The sequence below is a fragment of the Cellulosimicrobium cellulans genome, from assembly GCF_006539945.1.
In the GTDB taxonomy this organism is placed as follows: Bacteria; Actinomycetota; Actinomycetes; order Actinomycetales; family Cellulomonadaceae; genus Cellulosimicrobium; species Cellulosimicrobium cellulans.
This window is the reverse complement of record NZ_BJNZ01000002.1, coordinates 267,093-284,621: the sequence shown is the minus strand read 5'-3', so window position 1 is coordinate 284,621 and position 17,529 is coordinate 267,093. Positions and strand designations below refer to the sequence as shown.

The window sequence follows — 17,529 nt, the reverse complement described above, 5'->3', positions numbered from 1 at the left end:
TAGTCGTAGGACAGCTCGGGCAGGGTGTAGACGGGCATCCGGAGTACCTCCTGGTACGGACCGCGGGAGAGCGTCCCGCGGCCGCTGTGCGGTGAACTGACGGTGTCTCTGGCCCTCAGGCAGGCGCGGCTGCCCGCGCCCGGGTGCCGAGACGACGATGACCCGCGACCTGTCCGCCTCGATGAGGGGACTGGTCGCGGGTCATCGTCCTACTGTGCAGGAACCTCAGGGTCGACGCTCGTCGGCGCCCTTCTCCGGCTCGACGAGGTCGCGCCCACCACCGACGGTGGCGGCACCGGCCTCGATCTGCGCGTGGCTCTCGCTGCTCTCGAGCGCGTCGTGCTCGCCGTGCGAGTGCGCGGCTGCGAGCTCTGCGGGCGTCACGGGCTCGATCCGGTCCTCGTAGAAGAACCGCGACAGGCGCTGGAGGCGCTTGTCCTTCTTGTAGCCCTTGCGGCGCACGCCGCGCGAGTCCGTCGCCGGCTCGATCTCGAGCGGCGCGTGGGCCTGGTAGTTGACCCGGAGCCAGCGCTCCTGCTCGTCGAGCGGGCGGTGGACCTCGATGTACTCGCCGTGCGCGAACCGCACGATCCGGCCCGTCTCATGGCCGTGGAGCACGAGCTCGCGGTCCTTGCGCTGCAGGCCGAGGCAGATGCGCTTGGTGATCCAGAACGCGAACCACGGGCCGACGAAGAACAGGATCCGGAACGCCCACGTGATCGTGTTGATCGACATGTGGAAGTGCGTCGCGATGAGGTCGTTCGACCCGGCGAGCGCCAGGATGATGAACGCCGTGAGGAAGGCGACGCCCAGACCGGTGCGGACCGGGACGTTGCGCGGGCGGTCGAGCACGTGGTGCTCACGCTTGTCCTTCGTCACCGCAGCCTCGAGGAACGGGTAGACGAACAGGAAGGTGAACAGCAGGCCCGGGACGACCACGGCCGGGATCAGGACGTTGAGGGGCACGGTGTAGTCGCCCCACATCACGAACTCCGCCTGTCCTGGCATGAGTCGTAGCGAGCCTTCGAGGAACAGCATGTACCAGTCGGGCTGTGCTCCCGCGGACACCGGTGACGGGTCGAACGGGCCGTAGTTCCACACGTTGTTGATCGCCATCGTGCCGCCCATGAGGGCGAGGATGCCGAACACGACGAAGAAGAAGCCGCCGGCCTTGGCCACGTACACGGGGAACAGCGGGTAGCCGACCACGTTCGTGTCCGTGCGGCCGCCACCGGGGTACTGCGTGTGCTTGTGCAGCACGACGAAGAACAGGTGGAGCGCGACGAGCGCGAGGATCAGGCCGGGCACGAGCAGGATGTGCACCGTGAAGAGTCTCGGGATGATGTGCTCGCCCGGGAACTCGCCACCGAAGATGAAGTAGGAGAGGTACGACCCGATGAGCGGGATCGACTTCACGACGCCGTCGGTGATGCGCAGGCCGTTGCCGGACAGGACGTCGTCCGGCAGGGAGTAGCCGGAGAAGCCGGCAGCGAGGCCCATGATCATGAGCAGCATGCCGACGAGCCAGTTGATCTCGCGCGGCTTGCGGAACGCGCCGGTGAAGAACACGCGCATCATGTGCGTGACGATCGCGGCGAGGAAGATCAGCGCCGCCCAGTGGTGGATCTGCCGCATGAGCAGACCGCCGCGCACCTCGAACGACATGTGCAGCGTCGACGCGAACGCGTCGGACATGAGCACGCCGTTCATCGAGGCCGGCTCGCCGTGGTAGGTGACGAGCGACATGCTCGGCACGAAGAACATCGTCAGGAAGATGCCGGTGAGGATCAGGACGACGAACGAGTACAGGGCGATCTCGCCCAGGAGGAACGACCAGTGGTCGGGGAAGACCTTGCGCGCGAACTCCTTGACGGCGACGCCGATGCCGGTGCGCTGGTCCAGGTAGTCGGCGGCCTTGCCGGCGGGGGTCGTCGGCGCGGCTGACTTCGGTGCGGCCGCCTGGGGTGCGGCGGTTCCGGTGCTGGTGGTCACTTCAGACGCTCCCAGAAGCTCGGGCCGATGGGCTCGTGGAAGTCGCTCTGGGCGACCAGGTAGCCCTCGTCATCAACGGTGATCGGCAGCTGCGGCAGGGGCCGCTTCGCGGGCCCGAAGACCACCTTCGCGCTGTCGGCCACGTCGAACGTCGACTGGTGGCACGGGCACAGCAGGTGGTGCGTCTGCTGCTCGTAGAGCGCCACGGGGCAGCCGACGTGCGTGCAGATCTTGGAGAACGCGACGATCCCGTCGTACGACCAGGTCTCACCCTCGGGGGACTGGTCGGACACGATGTCGCGCGGGTCGAGACGGACCAGCAGGACGACCGCCTTGGCCTTCTCCGTGATCCACTCGTGGGACTGCATCTCCTCCTGGGAGGCCTCCGGGATGATGTGCACGACCGAGCCGATCGTCACGTCCGCCGCCTTGATGGGCCGGCCGGAGGGGTCGATCGCGAGGCGCGTCCCGGGCTTCCAGAGGGTGTGCTTGAACTTCGAGACGTTCCAGTCGCCACCGACGCTGCCGACGAGCGGGACGGCGATGGTGAGGGGGAACAGTGCGAGCGCGGAGATGACCGCACCCTTGAGGACGCCGCGGCGGGCGATGCCCGAGTCCTTGGCGCCGGCCTCGAGCTCGGCGATCGCGCCGACACGGGTCTCGGCGTCGCTCGCGATCGGGTGGCGCTCGTCGACCTTCTCGTGGTCGGACATGAGCACCTTCGCCCAGTGCACGGCGCCGAGTCCGATGCCGAGCAGCGCGAAGGCGATGGCCACGCCGAGCGAGAGCGTCGACAGGCGCACGCCCGCCGTGGTCCCGTCCGGCGGGATGACGAAGTACACGACGAGCGCGGCGATCGTGCCGATCACCGAGATGCCGAAGAGGGTCGCGACCTGGCGCTCGGCGCGCTTCGCCGCCTTCGGGTCGCGGTCCGCCATGCGGGTCTTGTGCTCGGGAAGCCCCGGGTCCGGGAACGTCTCGAGGGTGCCGTGCTCCTCGCGGTGCCCGACCTCGCGGTGCGAGGACTCGGGCGACCGGGGGTTCTGGTAGTCGCTCACGAGGACTTCGCTCCGATCCACACTGCGGCCCCGATGAGGAGGCCCATTCCGACGATCCAGGCCCACAGGCCCTCGCTGACGGGGCCGAGCGAGCCGAGCGAGAGGCCACCGGCCGAGCCCTCGCGCTGGTCGACGAGGAACGCGATGACGTCCCGCTTCTCCTCCGGCGTGATGGTCGCGTCGTTGAAGACCGGCATCGACTGCGGGCCGGTGAGCATCGCCTGGTAGAGGTTGCGCTCCGACGTCTCCCACAGCGGGGGCGCGAACTTGCCCTCGGAGAGCGCGCCGCCCGCCCCGACGGCGTTGTGGCACATCGCGCAGTTGGTGCGGAAGATCGCGGCGCCGTTCGCGACGTCGCCGAGCGAGGCGTCGACCTGCTCGTCCGTCGGGATCGCCGGGCCGGCACCGAGCGAGGCGACGTAGGCGGCGAGCTGCGCCGTCTGCTCCTCGTCGAACTGGCGAGGCTTCTGGATGGCCTGCGGACCGTCCATCTGCATGGGCATGCGGCCGGTGGACACCTGGAAGTCGACGGACGCGGCGCCGACACCGACGAGCGACGGAGCCGTGTCCGTGCCTTCGGCGTTCGGGCCGTGGCACGTGGCGCAGTTGGCCTGGAACAGCTTCTGGCCGGTCTCGATGTCCTCGGTGCTGGCGGTCTCGGCGTTGGCCGGGGTCGGTGCAAAGGCGGCGTAGACGCCACCGGTGACCAGCAGCGCCAGCAGCAGCAGCACGACCGGCGCGAGGCGGTGGTGTCTGCGGGCGGCGAGTGCCTTCACGAAATGATCCTCGTCTCGCAGGTGGGGGAGCAGGGGGCGGGTGGGCGGACCGGGGCGGACCCCGGGCGTGTCGTCAGCGCAAGATGTAGATCACGAAGAACAGCGCGATCCACACGACGTCGACGAAGTGCCAGTAGTAGGACGTCACGATGGCCGTCGTGGCCTCGTGGTGCCCGAAGTTCTTGGCCGAGAACGAGCGGCCGAGAAGGAACAGGAAGGCGATCAGGCCACCGACGACGTGGAGGCCGTGGAAGCCGGTCGTGATGTAGAAGACGGAGCCGTAGGGCGTCGAGGAGATCGAGACGCCGTGCTCGACGAGCTCGGCGTACTCGAAGATCTGACCACCGATGAAGAACGCACCCATGAGGAACGTGAGGGTCATCCACTCGTTCATCCCCCAGCGGTTCACCTGGAAGATCGATCCGGTGCGCACGGGCTGGAAGCGCTCGGCGGCCCACACGCCCATCTGGCACGTCACCGACGACAGCACCAGGACGGTCGTGTTGATCGCCGCGAAGGTCAGGTTGAGCTTGTCCGCTTGCAGGGCCCACTCGTCGGCGGGCATCACGGCGCGGACCGTGAAGTACATGGCGAAGAGGCCGGCGAAGAACATGAGCTCGCTGGCCAGCCACACGATCGTCCCGACCGAGACGGGGTTCGGTCGGTTGACGCTCACGTGCTGATGGGCGTGGGGGGCAGCCGTTGCGGTCGACACAGAAGCCATTATGGCCGACGAACGGCCCCTTCGCGGCACGCAGACGACCGCCCGGAGGCGGTGAATCTCACAATGTCTCCAGATCTTCCCACGGAGACCTGCACTTGGTGACGGATCGCTGCTAAGTGCCATGAAACTGGCACGCTCGCAGGGCCGGCCAGGGCCCTTGGTCCCCGGTGCTCCGCCGGTCGGTGCCGACACCGCGCGAGGGGGTGCTGCAATCGGCTCCGACGTGCCAAGATGCCAGTCGGGACGCGCGCGCCACAGGTGCTCGGGTGCGGCCTCCCGGACCACCCGAGGGAACCACGAAGGCGACGGTGACGACGATGACGACGACCGTGACGACGACGCACGGGGACACGAGCGTGACCCCGCGCGCGCCGCGCATCCTCCTCTACAGCGACGACGTGACGGTGCGCGAGCAGGTGCGCCTCGCCGTCGGGCGCCGGCTGGGTGCGGGTCAGCCGGACATCGAGTGGCTCGAGGTCGCGACCCCGGCCGCCGTCGTGACCTCCGCCGACGCGGGCGGGTGGGACCTGCTCGTCCTCGACGGGGAGGCGGACAAGGCCGGCGGCATGGGTCTGTGCCGCCAGCTCAAGAACGAGGTCTACCGCTGCCCGCCCGTCCTGGTCCTCACCGGCAGGCCGCAGGACGGTTGGCTAGCATCGTGGTCGCTCGCCGACGACGCGGTGCCGCGACCGTTCGACGCGGTCGCCCTCCAGCGCGCCGTCGCCGACCTGCTGCGTGCCGCCGGCACGCGGTAGCCGACAGGAGACCGACCAGCCGAAGGGCCACCCGTGACCGCCACCCCGCACCCCGCCGCCTCGACCACGAGCGACTCGACGGGCACGGGGCTCACGTGGCCCGGCCTGCTGACCGAGCTCGTCGCGGGGCACGACCTCGACGCCGACTCGACCGCCTGGGCGATGGACCAGGTGATGTCCGGCGAGGTGTCGCCCGTGCGGCTCGCGAGCTTCCTGGTGGCGCTGCGCGCGAAGGGTGAGACCGTCGCCGAGCTGACGGGCCTCGCGGACGCGATGCTGGCCCACGCGAGCCGGTTCGCCGTGGACGGGCCGGCGGTCGACATCGTCGGCACGGGCGGAGACCGCGCGCACACGGTCAACATCTCGACGATGGCCTCGCTCGTCATCGCGGGCGCCGGCGTGCGGGTCGTCAAGCACGGCAACCGCGCCGCGACCTCGTCGTCGGGCGCCGCGGACGTGCTCGAAGAGCTGGGCATCCGGCTCGACCACGGGCCCGAGCGCGTGGCCCGCATCGTGCAGGAGGCGGGCATCACGTTCTGCTTCGCCATGGTCTTCCACCCGTCCATGCGCCACGCGGGCGTCGCGCGCAAGGAGCTCGGCATCCCGACGGCGTTCAACGTCCTCGGCCCGCTGACGAACCCCGCGCAGCCGCGTGCGGCCGCCATCGGGGTCGCGGACGCGCGCATGGCGCCGCTCATCGCCGGGGTGCTCGCGGGGCGCGGGACCTCGGCGCTCGTGTTCCGCGGCGACGACGGGCTCGACGAGCTCGCCGCGACGGGCGGGGCGACGGTGTGGGAGGTGCGCGACGGCGTCGTGAGCGAGCAGCGGCTCGACCCGGTCGCCGACCTGGGCCTCGCGCCGGTGACGATCGCCGACCTGCGGGGCGGCGAGGCGGCGCACAACGCCGACGTGGCGCGACGCTTCCTGGCGGGTGAGCCGGGGCCGGTGCGGGAGACCGTGCTGCTCAACGCGGCGGCGGGGCTCGTCGCGGACGGCACGCTGCCCGGGACCTCGGGAGGCGAGCTCGCCACGCGCCTCCGCGCCGCCTACGAGATCGCGGCGCGCAGCGTGGACTCGGGCGCGGCCCGCGACGTCCTCGCGCGCTGGGCCGAGGCTGCGGCGCGGGACTGACGACCCGGCGGGACGAGGCGGCCGCCGGCCGTCTCGTCAGTCGTCGAGGCCGAGCGCGAACGCCTGCTCGAGGTCGACGTTGGAGTAGGCGCGGAACGCGATGAAGGTCTCGGTGCGCACGACTCCCGGGACCTTGCTGATGCGGTCGGCGATGACGTCGGCGAGCTGGTCGTGCTCCTGGACCCGGACCATGGCCACCAGGTCCGCCTTGCCCGTGACCGAGTAGACCTCGCTGACGCCCTTGAGGTCCGCGACCTCGGACGCGACCTCGGGGATGCGGGCGGGGTCGGTGTCGATCAGGACGATGGCGGTCAGCATGGTTCCTCCGGGGTCGGGTCGTCGACTGGCGACCACTCTACGGTCACGCCGGGCGCCGCGTGCGTCAGGTCGGGGCGGTCGCCCGGGCCGGCGTGGCGCGCGACGTCGCGGGCCGTGGTGGCGAGGTCGACGTGGGAGCCCGCCGAGCGGACCGGGCACGCCCACGGGCCGGTGACTTCGACGATCCGCACCCCGGGCTCCTGAAGCCACGACAGCAGGATCTCGGCCTCGTGGGGGTGACTGGCCGGGGCGGGCGGCACGGGCGGGGCGACGGTCTCCGCCGTCGCGACGAGGGCGTCGACGAGCGGCCACGGGTCCGCGCCCGGGGCGCTCACCCCGGTCGCGGCCAGGCGTGCGTGGCGCACCACGACGATCTCCCAGCCGCCGGCGTCCGTCGGGCGGGCGGCGACGAGCTCGGCGCACGCGGAGAGCGGAGCGAGTCGCTGGGCGCGCGCCGCGCCCGCGAGGAACGCCCGCAGGCGATGCGTGAGCTCGCCCGCCTGCTCGAACCGCTCGTCGCGCGCGAGCGCGACGATCCGGCGTCCGAGCTCCGCGACGACGTGCGCCGGGTCGCCCTCGAACGCCTCACGTACGCCGGCGGCGACGGCTGCGTACCCGGTGTCGAGCTCGACGGTCGTGCACGGCGCCGAGCACCGCCCCATCTCCGCCAGGACGCACGCCGTCGCCCCGGGCGAGGCGACGATCGGGAGCCGGCGCGTGCACTGGCGCAGCGGGAACGCGTCGTGGAGGGCGTCGACCGCGGCCTGGGCCTGGTGCTTGGACGCGAACGGCCCGATGTGCGCCGCCGGCGCGCGGACGTCCCGCACGACGGACAGGCGGGGGTAGGTCTCGTCCGTGAGCCTGATCCAGGTCATGCGCTCGGGGTGCCGCGACCGCCGGTTGTAGCGCGGTGCGTGCTCCGCGATGAGGCGCAGCTCGCGCACCTGCGCCTCGAGAGGCGTCGCGCACACGACCGGGGTGACGGCGTGCGCGATGCGCACCATCTCGGTGATGCGGCTGCGCTTCTCGGAGCGGGTGAAGTAGGACCGCACGCGGCGCCGGATGGACGTCGACGTGCCGACGTAGAGGACCTCGTCCCCGGGCCCGCGGAAGAGGTAGACACCGGGGGCGTCCGGGAGGTCGTCCGCGAGGTGCCGCTTGCGCCGCACGTCCTGCGGGACCGGGTCCGTCGCGCCGGGGAGGTCCTCGAGGTGGGTGACGCCCAGCGGCCCGAGCCGTGCCAGGAGCGCGTGCAGCACGTCCACCGTGGCGCGCGCGTCGGCGAGCGCCCGGTGCTCGGGCGTCACCGTGGCCCGGAACAGCGCGGCGAGGGTCGCGAGCTTGTGGTTGGGAGCCTCGTCGCGAGTGACGACGCGGCGTGCGAGCGGGACGGTGTCGAGCACCTGGTACCCGGGCCACTCGTAGTCCGCTGCCCGGCATGCGGCCTTGAGGAACGAGATGTCGAACGGCGCGTTGTGCGCGACGAGCACGGCGCCGCGCGCGAACTCCAGGAAGCTCGGCAGGACGGCCTCGATCCGCGGGGCGGTCGCGACCATGGACGAGGTGATCCCCGTCAGCCGGGCCACGAAGGCCGGGACCGGGACGCCGGGGTCCACGAGCGTCTGGAACTCCCCGAGCACCTCGCCGCCGCGCACCTTGACGGCGCCGATCTCCGTGATCCCGGCCCCCGCGGGCGACCCGCCCGTGGTCTCCAGGTCGACGACGACGAACGTCACGTCGCGCAGCGGCGTCCCGAGGTCGTCGAGCGTGGCCTGGACGGGCACGCCTCGTGGCGCGGACCCCTCGCGCGAGGAGGCGAGGAGGGGTCCGGACGGCATGGCGGCGAGGCTAGCGGCGGCCACCGACACGGCCGAGACGGGACGTGGCGGGGTCCCCGCTCGGGCACGGGCACGGCATAAGGTGGTGCCCGGGGGAATCGGGACGATCAGGGACGAAATGTCCCAGGGCAGTCCCCGACGACAGGAACGCGGGAGGCGCAGCGGATGGTGGCCGAGAGGCCGGACGAGGAGGAACTCGTCGGCGGCGTCCCGACGGCGGTGCGCGCGCTGCTCGTCGAGGCGGCGGCGGACGTGCTCGGCACGCTCGACCCGGTCCTCGTCCCCGTCGCCCTGCAACGGGTCAAGGCCTTCGCACCCCGCCGACGCGCGTCGGCCGGTGCGGCGCCGTTGTGGCGCGCCCTGGTCGACGACGCCGGGTTCCGCCACGCCGTCGCCGCCGCCTGGTCGCGCGAGCACGGGACCGCGACGGGTGTGCCGCCGGATCCCTCGGTCCCGGACGACCCGGGACTGCCCGACGACCTCACGCCGGTATCGCGTGCCGACGCCGTGGCGGAGACGGGCGACGAGGACCCCACCGCGCCAGCCCTCGTCCACGAGCGCGCCGCCGGTGCCTTCCTGCTGCGTCCGGACGGCTGGGAAGCGGCCGTGGAGCGCGCCCGCGCGCTCGACGCGACGCTGCGCACCGAACGCTCGGAGCGCAGCGAGGTCGCCCGGTTGCGTCGCGACCGTGACCGGCTGGCCGCGCAGGTCGAGGAGCTGAGGACGCAGGCACGCGACGCCGCCGCGCGCGCGGACGCCGCGACGGCGGAGCTCGCGGGCGCACGCCGCGCCGAGCGGCGGCTGCGCGCGGACGCCGACCGGGCGCGGGCGGAGGCCCGGGCGGCCCTCGAGGCGGCGTCGGCCGAGCGGGCGGAGGCGGACGGGGCGCTGCGCGAAGCGCGCGACGAGCGCCGCGCCGCGGGGGTCGAGCTCGCCCGGGCGCGCGCGGAACGGGACGAGGCGCGGCGTGCGCGGACGTCGGCGGCCGACGTCGCGACCGCACGCGCGCGACTCCTGCTCGACACGGTGGTCGACGCGGCCGCCGGGCTGCGGCGCGAGCTCGCGCTGGGGCCCGCCACGACGACCCCGGCCGACGACGTCGCCGCGACCCTCCCGGACGCCGCCGCGCGACCGCGGCCCGGGTCGCGCGGGCGCGCGGCGGACGACCCCGCGCTGCTCGGCGACCTCCTCTCCGTCCCGCGCACCCACCTCGTCGTCGACGGCTACAACGTGACCAAGACCGGCTTCGGCGAGCTCACGCTCGCCGAGCAGCGCGACCGGCTCCTCAGCGGGCTCCTGCGCGTCGCGGCGGGAGGCACCGAGGTCACGGTGTGCTTCGACGGCGCCGACGTCGCCGCCCGACCGGTGCACGCCCCGCGCGGCGTGCGCGTGCTCTTCTCGTCGGGGGAGATCGCCGACGACCTCATCCGCCGGCTGGTCGCCGCCGAGCCCGCGGGCCGCCCCGTCGTCGTCGTGACGAGCGACCGCGCGGTGTCGGACGACGTGCAGGCCATGGGCGCGGTGTGCGTCCCCGCGCAGGCGCTCCTCGCGCGGCTCGCGCGCCGCTGAACGTCGACGGCCCTCCCCGGCGGGTGCCGGGGAGGGCTGTCTCGGGTGTCGTCGACGACCCGTCGAGCGTCAGCGGACCGGGGCGGGCCCGTCCACGTAGATCGCTTCCACGTCGGCCGCGAAGTCCTTGAGCACCTCGCCGCGCTTCACCTTGAGCGACGGCGTGAGGTAGCCGTTCTCGACCGTGAAGTCGGTGGTGAGCACGGTGAACTTGCGGATGGACTCGGCCCGCGACACGGCCTGGTTGGCGCGCGTCACGGCGGCGTCGAGGGCGGCGAGCACGTCGGGGTCCTTGGCCGCTGCCTCGATCGACATCGGCTCCTTGCCGTGCATGCTCGCCCAGCCCGGCAGACCCTCGGGGTCGAGCGTGACGAGCGCTCCGATGAAGGGCTTCTGGTCGCCGACGACGACGCACTGGGAGACCAGCGCGTGGGCGCGGATGCGGTCCTCGAGGACGGCGGGGGCGACGTTCTTGCCGCCCGCGGTCACGATGATCTCCTTCTTGCGGCCCGTGATGCGCAGGAACCCGTCCTCGTCGAGCGAGCCGAGGTCGCCCGTGCGGAACCAGCCGTCGACGAACGCGTCCGCCGTGGCCTGCTCGTTGTTGTGGTAGCCGCGGAAGATGTGGTCGCCCTTGAGCAGGATCTCGCCGTCCTCGGCGATGCGCGCGGCGCAGCCCGGGAGCTGCTCGCCGACGGTCCCGATCTTCGTGGTCGCCGGGCGGTTGACGCACGTCGGAGCCGTCGACTCGGTGAGCCCGTAGCCCTCGAGGATGCGCACGCCGATGCCGCGGTAGAAGTGCCCCAGCCGCTCGCCGAGCGGCGCGCCGCCGGAGACCGCGTACTTGGCGCGGCCGCCGAGCGCGTGGCGGAGCTTCTTGAACACGAGTGCGTCGGCGACCTTGTGCTGGAGCCGCAGCCCGATGCCGGGGCCGGACGGCTCGTCGAGCGCGCGCGAGTACGCGATCGCGGTCGCGGCGGCCCAGTGGAAGATCTTCAGCTTGCCGCCCGCGGCGGCCTTCTGCTCGGACGAGTTGTAGACCTTCTCGAACACGCGCGGTACCGAGAGGATGTACGTCGGCTTGAAGGTGCCGAGGTCGTCGAGCAGCGTCTTCGTGTCGGGCGTGTGTCCCAGCACCGTGCCGCCGGCGACGACGAGCACGCCGATGAACCGCGCGAACACGTGCGCGAGCGGCATGAAGAGCAGCGTGCGACCGCCCGGCTCACCGAACACCTCGGGCACCGCCTTCACGGCGTTGACCGTGAGCGAGTAGAAGTTCTCGTGCGTGAGCTCTGCGCCCTTGGGCCGGCCGGTCGTCCCGGACGTGTAGATGATCGTCGCGACGTCGGCCAGGTTCGCCAGGCCCCTGCGTCGGGCGATCTCCGCGTCCTCGACCTCCGCGCCGTCGGCGGTCAGGGTCGCGATCGCGCCCGAGTCGATCGCGAGGACGTCGGACAGCGCGGGGACCTGGTCGCGCACCTCGCCGACGGTCGCCGCGTGCGCCTCGGTCTCGACGACGAGCAGCCGGACGTCGGCGTCCGAGAGGATCCACTGCACCTGCTCGGCGCTCGACGTCTCGTAGAGCGGCACCGGCACGGCGCCGGCCGCCCACGTGGCCCAGTCCAGGAGCGTCCACTCGTAGCGCGTGCGCGACATGATGCCCACGTGGTCGCCCGGCTGGATGCCGCGCGCGACGAGCCCCTTCGCCACGGCGACGACCTCGGCGTCGAACCCGCGGGCGCTGAGAGCCTGCCACGCACCGTCGGCGCCGACGCGGCGCTCGACCATCGGCGCCGCCGGGTCGGCCGCGACACGGCTCGCGAGCAGGTCGTTGAGGTTCTTCGAGGGATCGACTTCGACGATCCGTGGGGCGCTGATCTCGTCCATTCTGGCTCCAGTGGCAGTAGTCGACGGTGGGAGAACCCTACCCAGTGGCGGTGTGTGCCCGGGACCTGTCGATGTCGGTAGGCTTCAGGTGCTGTGCGCTGCTTGCGCAACGTTTCGCGCGGGCGCGGAGTTCCGGGCGGAGCTCCGGCAGGACGACCCGGGCGCGGGGTCGCGAGCCGTCGTCGTGCGTCGCCCGTGCGCGGGCAGCACCCGCAGCGTGAGGCATCCAGCCAGCGGTTAGTCAGCGGTTACCGAGCGAGTGAGGACGGGACATGCACGCCATCGGTGTGGACATCGGCGGGACGAAGATCGCGGCCGGGGTCGTCGACGAGAAGGGCGAGATCCTCGTCCAGACGCGCCGCGACACCGAGCCCGACGACGTCGCGAGCATCGACCGTGCCATCGCCGACGTGTATGCCGAGCTGACCGCCGAGCACGAGGTGGGCGCGATGGGCCTGGCCGCGGCCGGCTTCGTCAGCCCCGACCGCACGTCCGTGCTCTTCGCGCCGAACATCGCGTGGCGCGAGTACCCCCTCGCGAGGAACGTGCGCGAGCTCATCGGTGACTCCGACGTGTCGATCGTCGTCGAGAACGACGCGAACGCCGCGGGCTGGGCCGAGTTCCAGTTCGGCGTCGGGCGCGACGCGACCGACATGCTCATGCTGACGGTCGGGACGGGCCTCGGCGGCGCGATCGTGGTCGACCGCGAGCTCGTGCGCGGCAAGTGGGGCGTCGCCGCCGAGGTGGGGCACATGCGCGTCGTCCCGGGCGGCCACTACTGCGGCTGCGGCCACGAGGGCTGCTGGGAGCAGTACGCGTCCGGGCGCGCCCTGGTGCGCGACGGGCAGAACGCGCTCATCGCCCAGCCGGACCGCGCCACGCGCCTCCTGGAGATCTGCGCCGGGGACCCGGACAAGCTCAACGGCCCCCAGATCACGCAGGCCGCGCAGGAGGGCGACGACCTCGCGGTCGAGCTGCTCGCGAACCTCGGCCGCTGGATCGGCGAGGGCGCGGCCTCGGTGACGGCGCTGCTCGACCCGGAGCTCATCGTCATCGGCGGCGGTGTCGGCGCGGCCGGCGACCTGCTGCTCCAGCCGGTGCGCCGCGCGTTCGCGGACCAGCTCTCCGCGCGCGGCCACCGTCCCGAGGCGCGCATCGAGCTCGCCGAGCACGGCAACGAGGCCGGGATCGTCGGCGCGGCGGACCTCGCGCGCCGCTGACCGCTGACGACCGGCCGACGGGGCGGCGGGACCAGGCGCGGGCGAGGCCCGGGCGTCAGACGACGGCGCCCGGGCCCTCGTCGTCGTCGTCCCGGCGGTGGGGCATGCGCCAGAGCAGGATCGCGAGCCCGGCGAGGAACGCCCCGCCGCCCACCTGCGCGACGATCACCGGGTACGGACGCACCACGACGAGCACCACCAGCAGCAGGATCGGCACGCCGACGGCCAGGGCCCACGCCATGGTGAGGAGCGGGTCGCGGCCGAGCACGAGCGGCGGGTCCGGCGGCACGAAGTGGCTCTCGGCCTCCTCGAGGTCCTCGACCTCCGGCGTCGTCGGCCAGTCGCGGGGACCGCTGGTGCGGACCCACGGCGCGACGGGCACGGACCCGAGCACGTCGCGGCCGTCGCGCGGCGACGGCGCGGGTCCCTCTGGAGCGTCGGCGGGCCCGTCCCCGTCCTCGGGGCGGCGCGCGGCGTCACGGTCGAGCTCGGACAGGTCGGAGAGCTCGGCCACGATGCCGGCCCACTGCGCGTCGACGTCGAGGGCCGGCTCGCGCGGCGCGTCGTCCTGCGGGGCACCCTCGTCGTCGGGACCAGGGTGCTCGGGGCCCCGCGACGCGTCGTCGGGCGTGGGGTCGGGTGCGTCGTCGGGCTGCGGGGAGTCCGGCTGGGCGTTCGGTGCGGCCATAGGAATCACTCTAGAGTCGGATGCACGTCCCGCGCCGGGACCCCGCGAGGAGGAACGTTGTTCTACTGGTTCATGAAGCAGGTGATGGTCGGCCCGATCCTGCGGGTCCTGTACCGTCCCTGGACGCGGGGCGTCGAGCACGTGCCGGACGAGGGGGGTGCGATCCTCGCGAGCAACCACCTCGCGGTCATCGACTCGTTCATCCTGCCGCTCGTCCTCGACCGCAAGGTCCAGTTCCTCGGCAAGTCCGACTACTTCACGGGCACGGGGGTCAAGGGGCGCCTGACGGCCGGGTTCATGCGCGGCGTCGGCACGATCCCCGTCGACCGGGCCGGCGGCAAGGCGAGCGAGGCCGCGCTCGAGACCGGCCTGCGCGTGCTGCGCGAGGGCGACCTGTTCGGCATCTACCCCGAGGGCACGCGCAGCCCGGACGGACGGCTGTACCGCGGCAAGACGGGCGTCGCGCGCCTCGCGCTCGAGTCGGGCGCGCCCGTGGTGCCGGTCGCGATGGTGGGCACGAACATCGCCCAGCCGATCGGCAAGGTCATCCCCAAGCCCATGCGCATCGGGGTCGTCGTCGGCGAGCCGCTCGACTTCTCGCGGTACCGCGGCATGGAGAACGACCGCTTCATCCTGCGCGCCGTCGCCGACGAGATCCAGTACGCGATCATGCGGCTGTCCGGCCAGGAGTACGTCGACATCTACGCCGCGACGGCGAAGGCGCGCCTCGCCGCGGGGCACACCGAGTCCGAGGAGGCGGGCGGGGCGCCAGGCGGCCGTCCGGCTCCCGACGTCCAGGTCCCGGAACCGCCGCCGGAGCCCGGCGCGGCGTCAGTAGACTGAGCGACGGCCGGCCGCGCAGTGCTCACGGTGCCCTCCGTGGGGCACGTGCTCGTCGCCGTCGCCGCCACCCCGCCGGACCGCGTCCGTCCGGCCAGGATCCGTCCTACGAGAGGTTCTGAGTTCACATGTCGGTTCGTCGCGTCGCCCTCCTCACCGCGGGCGGTTTCGCCCCGTGCCTGTCCTCCGCCGTCGGGGGTCTCATCGAGCGGTACACGGAGCTCGACCCGGAGATCGAGATCATCGCCTACCAGTACGGCTACCACGGCCTGCTGACCGGCACGAAGATCGTGGTGGACGAGGAGGGCCGCAAGCAGGCCGGCATCCTGCACCGCTTCGGCGGCTCGCCGATCGGCAACTCGCGCGTCAAGCTCACCAACGCGGCCGACTGCGTCAAGCGCGGCCTGGTCGAGGAGGGCCAGGACCCGCTGCAGGTCGCCGCGGAGCAGCTCAAGGCGGACGGCGTCGACGTGCTGCACACCATCGGCGGCGACGACACCAACACGACCGCGGCCGACCTCGCCGCGTACCTCCACGAGAACGGCTACGAGCTCACCGTCGTGGGCCTGCCGAAGACGATCGACAACGACGTGATCCCGATCCGTCAGTCGCTCGGGGCCTGGACCGCGGCCGAGGAGGCGGCGGGCTTCGCGGCGAACGTCATCGGCGAGCACCGCTCGGGCCCGCGCATGCTCATCGTGCACGAGGTCATGGGCCGCCACTGCGGGTGGCTCACCGCCGCGTCCGCCGCCGAGTACCGCAAGTGGCTCGACGCGCAGGAGTGGGCCCCGGCCCTCGGCCTGTCGCGCGAGCGCTGGGACGTCCACGCCGTCTTCCTGCCGGAGCTCGCGCTCGACATCGACGCCGAGGCCGAGCGCCTCAAGGCGATCATGGACGAGCAGGGGAACGTCAACATCTTCCTGTCCGAGGGCGCCGGCATGCACGAGATCGTCGCTCAGCTCGAGGCGGCCGGCGAGGAGGTCCAGCGCGACCCGTTCGGCCACGTCAAGCTCGACACCGTCAACCCGGGCCAGTGGTTCGCCAAGCAGTTCGCCGACAAGCTGGGTGCCGAGAAGGTCATGGTCCAGAAGTCCGGCTACTTCTCGCGCGCCGCGGCCGCGAACGCCGAGGACCTGCGCCTCATCAAGTCGATGACCGACCTCGCGGTCGAGTGCGCGCTGCGCGGCGAGTCCGGCGTCATCGGGCACGACGAGGAGAACGGCGACCGCCTGCGCGCGATCGAGTTCCCGCGCATCGCCGGGGGCAAGGCGTTCGACGTCACGCAGCAGTGGTTCGGCGAGCTCCTCGAGGGCATCGGCCAGCCGCTCGTCGCCGCGGCACCCGCCGCGCACTGACCCGGGCAGCGGGATGACCACCACGAGCGAGCCGGGGACCGACGCCGGGCTCGACCACTTCCGCACGCTCGTCGCGCTCCAGCAGCCGACGTGGCCGGACGAGGCGGCGCTCGACGCCGTCCGGGACCGGCTGGCGGCCTCCGCGCCGCTCGTGGTGCCCGCCGCGGCCGACACGCTGCGCTCCCGCCTGGCCGCGGCCGGGCGGGGCGAGGCGTTCCTCCTCCAGGGGGGAGACTGCGCCGAGACGTTCGCCGAGGCGAACGCCGACCGCATCCGCAACAAGATCCGCACGATCCTCCAGATGGCGGTCATCCTCACGCACGGGGCGAGCATGCCCGTCGTGAAGATGGGCCGCATGGCCGGGCAGTACGCGAAGCCGCGCAGCTCCGACTCGGAGACGCGCGACGGCGTGACGCTGCCCGCGTACCGCGGCGACATGATCAACGGCCACGCGTTCACCCCCGAGGCGCGCGTGCCCGACCCGGAGCGCCTCGTGCAGGCGTACCAGATCTCGTCGGCCACGTGGAACGTCGTGCGGGCTTTCACGACCGGCGGGTTCGCCGACCTGCGCCAGGTCCACGAGTGGAACCGCGGGTTCATGCGCAACCCGGCCTACGCGCGCTACGAGCAGACGGCGTCCGAGATCGACCGCGCGATCCGCTTCATGGACGCGTGCGGCGCCGACTTCGACGCCCTGCGCACCGTCGAGTTCTTCGTGAGCCACGAGGCCCTCGTCCTGGACTACGAGCGCGCGCTCACGCGCCGCGACACGCGCACGGGCGACGCGTACGACACGTCGGCCCACTTCCTGTGGATCGGCGAGCGCACGCGCCAGCTCGACGGCGCGCACGTCGACTTCCTGTCGCGCGTCGCGAACCCGATCGGCGTCAAGCTCGGGCCGACCACGACGCCCGACGTCGCGCTCGAGCTCGCGCACCGGCTCAACCCGGACGACGTCGAGGGTCGCCTGACGTTCGTCACGCGCATGGGCGCGGGCAACGTGCGCGACGCGCTGCCGCCGCTCGTCGAGGCCGTGTCCCGGGCCGGCGTGCCCGTCACGTGGGTCACCGACCCGATGCACGGCAACACCATCACGTCCGCGAGCGGCTACAAGACGCGCCGCTTCGACGACGTGCTCGACGAGGTCCGCGGCTTCTTCGAGGTGCACCGCGCCGCGGGCACCGTCCCCGGCGGGCTGCACGTCGAGCTCACCGGCGACGACGTCACCGAGGTGCTCGGCGGCAGCGAGGAGATCGACGACGCCGGCCTGGCCCTGCGCTACGAGACCCTCGTCGACCCGCGCCTCAACCACCAGCAGTCGCTGGAGATGGCCTTCCAGGTCGCGGAGATGCTGCGTCGTTGACGGACGCTGACGGTC

Annotated in this window: 15 protein-coding genes; 7 read left to right on the top strand and 8 right to left on the bottom strand. The window is 72.6% G+C overall.

Annotated features, from left to right (window positions below):
* Nucleotides 1-225 precede the first annotated feature (225 nt).
* From qcrB to ctaE, 4 genes are all read right to left on the bottom strand, one after another.
* A complete protein-coding gene (gene qcrB / locus CCE02nite_RS02840; protein WP_141387961.1) occupies nucleotides 226-1,992 on the bottom strand; it encodes a cytochrome bc1 complex cytochrome b subunit in 1,767 nt (588 codons plus the stop codon).
* Complete coding sequence (gene qcrA / locus CCE02nite_RS02835) at nucleotides 1,989-3,050, bottom strand: cytochrome bc1 complex Rieske iron-sulfur subunit (protein ID WP_255318592.1); 1,062 nt, start codon at nucleotides 3,048-3,050, stop codon at nucleotides 1,989-1,991. The genes qcrB and qcrA overlap by 4 nt, the downstream gene beginning before the upstream one ends.
* Nucleotides 3,047-3,826, bottom strand: coding sequence for a cytochrome bc1 complex diheme cytochrome c subunit (qcrC, locus tag CCE02nite_RS02830; protein ID WP_141387959.1), 780 nt, complete (start codon nucleotides 3,824-3,826; stop codon nucleotides 3,047-3,049). The genes qcrA and qcrC overlap by 4 nt, the downstream gene beginning before the upstream one ends.
* Nucleotides 3,827-3,899: 73 nt before the next feature.
* Nucleotides 3,900-4,550, bottom strand: a complete 651-nt coding sequence (gene ctaE / locus CCE02nite_RS02825) for an aa3-type cytochrome oxidase subunit III (RefSeq protein ID WP_082141561.1) — start codon at nucleotides 4,548-4,550, stop codon at nucleotides 3,900-3,902.
* Nucleotides 4,551-4,867: 317 nt separating this feature from the next.
* On the opposite strand from ctaE, the gene CCE02nite_RS02820 reads away from it, so the two are divergent.
* On the top strand, nucleotides 4,868-5,305 hold the full coding sequence (locus CCE02nite_RS02820; protein ID WP_047234754.1) for a response regulator: 438 nt from the start codon (nucleotides 4,868-4,870) through the stop codon (nucleotides 5,303-5,305).
* Nucleotides 5,306-5,338: 33 nt separating this feature from the next.
* Nucleotides 5,339-6,436, top strand: coding sequence for an anthranilate phosphoribosyltransferase (gene trpD, locus CCE02nite_RS02815; RefSeq protein WP_141387957.1), 1,098 nt, complete (start codon nucleotides 5,339-5,341; stop codon nucleotides 6,434-6,436).
* A 36-nt stretch (nucleotides 6,437-6,472) separates the two neighbouring features.
* On the opposite strand, the gene CCE02nite_RS02810 is transcribed toward trpD, so the two are convergent.
* Nucleotides 6,473-6,754: an Lrp/AsnC family transcriptional regulator gene (locus CCE02nite_RS02810; protein WP_024840033.1), complete on the bottom strand. Its 282-nt coding sequence runs from the start codon at nucleotides 6,752-6,754 to the stop codon at nucleotides 6,473-6,475.
* Entirely contained in the window at nucleotides 6,748-8,592 is a 1,845-nt protein-coding gene (locus CCE02nite_RS02805; protein ID WP_141387955.1) for a DEDD exonuclease domain-containing protein, read from the bottom strand. Before CCE02nite_RS02805 ends, CCE02nite_RS02810 begins: the two co-directional genes overlap by 7 nt.
* A 165-nt stretch (nucleotides 8,593-8,757) precedes the next feature.
* Here CCE02nite_RS02805 and CCE02nite_RS02800 point away from each other — a divergent pair, with 165 nt between their 5' ends.
* Nucleotides 8,758-10,161 (top strand): NYN domain-containing protein, encoded by a 1,404-nt coding sequence (locus tag CCE02nite_RS02800; protein ID WP_141387953.1) that lies wholly within the window; start codon nucleotides 8,758-8,760, stop codon nucleotides 10,159-10,161.
* Nucleotides 10,162-10,230: 69 nt separating this feature from the next.
* Here the strand turns inward: CCE02nite_RS02800 and CCE02nite_RS02795 are convergent, their stop codons facing one another.
* Entirely contained in the window at nucleotides 10,231-12,048 is a 1,818-nt protein-coding gene (locus tag CCE02nite_RS02795; protein WP_141387951.1) for an AMP-dependent synthetase/ligase, read from the bottom strand.
* Between the two features lie 272 nt (nucleotides 12,049-12,320).
* On the opposite strand from CCE02nite_RS02795, the gene CCE02nite_RS02790 reads away from it, so the two are divergent.
* Entirely contained in the window at nucleotides 12,321-13,268 is a 948-nt protein-coding gene (locus CCE02nite_RS02790) for an ROK family glucokinase (RefSeq protein ID WP_141387949.1), read from the top strand.
* A 55-nt stretch (nucleotides 13,269-13,323) separates the two neighbouring features.
* On the opposite strand, the gene CCE02nite_RS02785 is transcribed toward CCE02nite_RS02790, so the two are convergent.
* Nucleotides 13,324-13,956 carry a hypothetical protein gene (locus CCE02nite_RS02785; RefSeq protein ID WP_141387947.1) on the bottom strand — a complete coding sequence of 211 codons (633 nt, stop codon included), beginning with the start codon at nucleotides 13,954-13,956 and terminating at the stop codon, nucleotides 13,324-13,326.
* 57 nt (nucleotides 13,957-14,013) lie between these two features.
* Between CCE02nite_RS02785 and CCE02nite_RS02780 the strand changes: the two genes are divergently transcribed.
* The 3 genes from CCE02nite_RS02780 (at nucleotide 14,014) to CCE02nite_RS02770 (ending at nucleotide 17,514) form a co-directional block, all read left to right on the top strand.
* Entirely contained in the window at nucleotides 14,014-14,799 is a 786-nt protein-coding gene (locus CCE02nite_RS02780) for a lysophospholipid acyltransferase family protein (RefSeq protein ID WP_255318591.1), read from the top strand.
* Between the two features lie 125 nt (nucleotides 14,800-14,924).
* Nucleotides 14,925-16,151 (top strand): pyrophosphate--fructose-6-phosphate 1-phosphotransferase, encoded by a 1,227-nt coding sequence (locus CCE02nite_RS02775; RefSeq protein ID WP_047233161.1) that lies wholly within the window; start codon nucleotides 14,925-14,927, stop codon nucleotides 16,149-16,151.
* 13 nt (nucleotides 16,152-16,164) lie between these two features.
* Nucleotides 16,165-17,514 carry a class II 3-deoxy-7-phosphoheptulonate synthase gene (locus CCE02nite_RS02770; RefSeq protein WP_047233160.1) on the top strand — a complete coding sequence of 450 codons (1,350 nt, stop codon included), beginning with the start codon at nucleotides 16,165-16,167 and terminating at the stop codon, nucleotides 17,512-17,514.
* Nucleotides 17,515-17,529: the final 15 nt, after the last annotated feature.

Bases quoted from the DNA above. Each gene is read 5' to 3' on its own strand.
- ctaE (WP_082141561.1), bottom strand. From the start codon at position 4,550: ATGGCTTCTGTGTCGACCGCAACGGCTGCCCCCCACGCCCATCAGCAC.
- CCE02nite_RS02820 (WP_047234754.1), top strand. From the start codon at position 4,868: ATGACGACGACCGTGACGACGACGCACGGGGACACGAGCGTGACCCCG.
- CCE02nite_RS02810 (WP_024840033.1), bottom strand. From the start codon at position 6,754: ATGCTGACCGCCATCGTCCTGATCGACACCGACCCCGCCCGCATCCCC.
- CCE02nite_RS02805 (WP_141387955.1), bottom strand. From the start codon at position 8,592: ATGCCGTCCGGACCCCTCCTCGCCTCCTCGCGCGAGGGGTCCGCGCCA.
- CCE02nite_RS02800 (WP_141387953.1), top strand. From the start codon at position 8,758: ATGGTGGCCGAGAGGCCGGACGAGGAGGAACTCGTCGGCGGCGTCCCG.
- CCE02nite_RS02795 (WP_141387951.1), bottom strand. From the start codon at position 12,048: ATGGACGAGATCAGCGCCCCACGGATCGTCGAAGTCGATCCCTCGAAG.
- CCE02nite_RS02790 (WP_141387949.1), top strand. From the start codon at position 12,321: ATGCACGCCATCGGTGTGGACATCGGCGGGACGAAGATCGCGGCCGGG.
- CCE02nite_RS02785 (WP_141387947.1), bottom strand. From the start codon at position 13,956: ATGGCCGCACCGAACGCCCAGCCGGACTCCCCGCAGCCCGACGACGCA.
- CCE02nite_RS02775 (WP_047233161.1), top strand. From the start codon at position 14,925: ATGTCGGTTCGTCGCGTCGCCCTCCTCACCGCGGGCGGTTTCGCCCCG.
- CCE02nite_RS02770 (WP_047233160.1), top strand. From the start codon at position 16,165: ATGACCACCACGAGCGAGCCGGGGACCGACGCCGGGCTCGACCACTTC.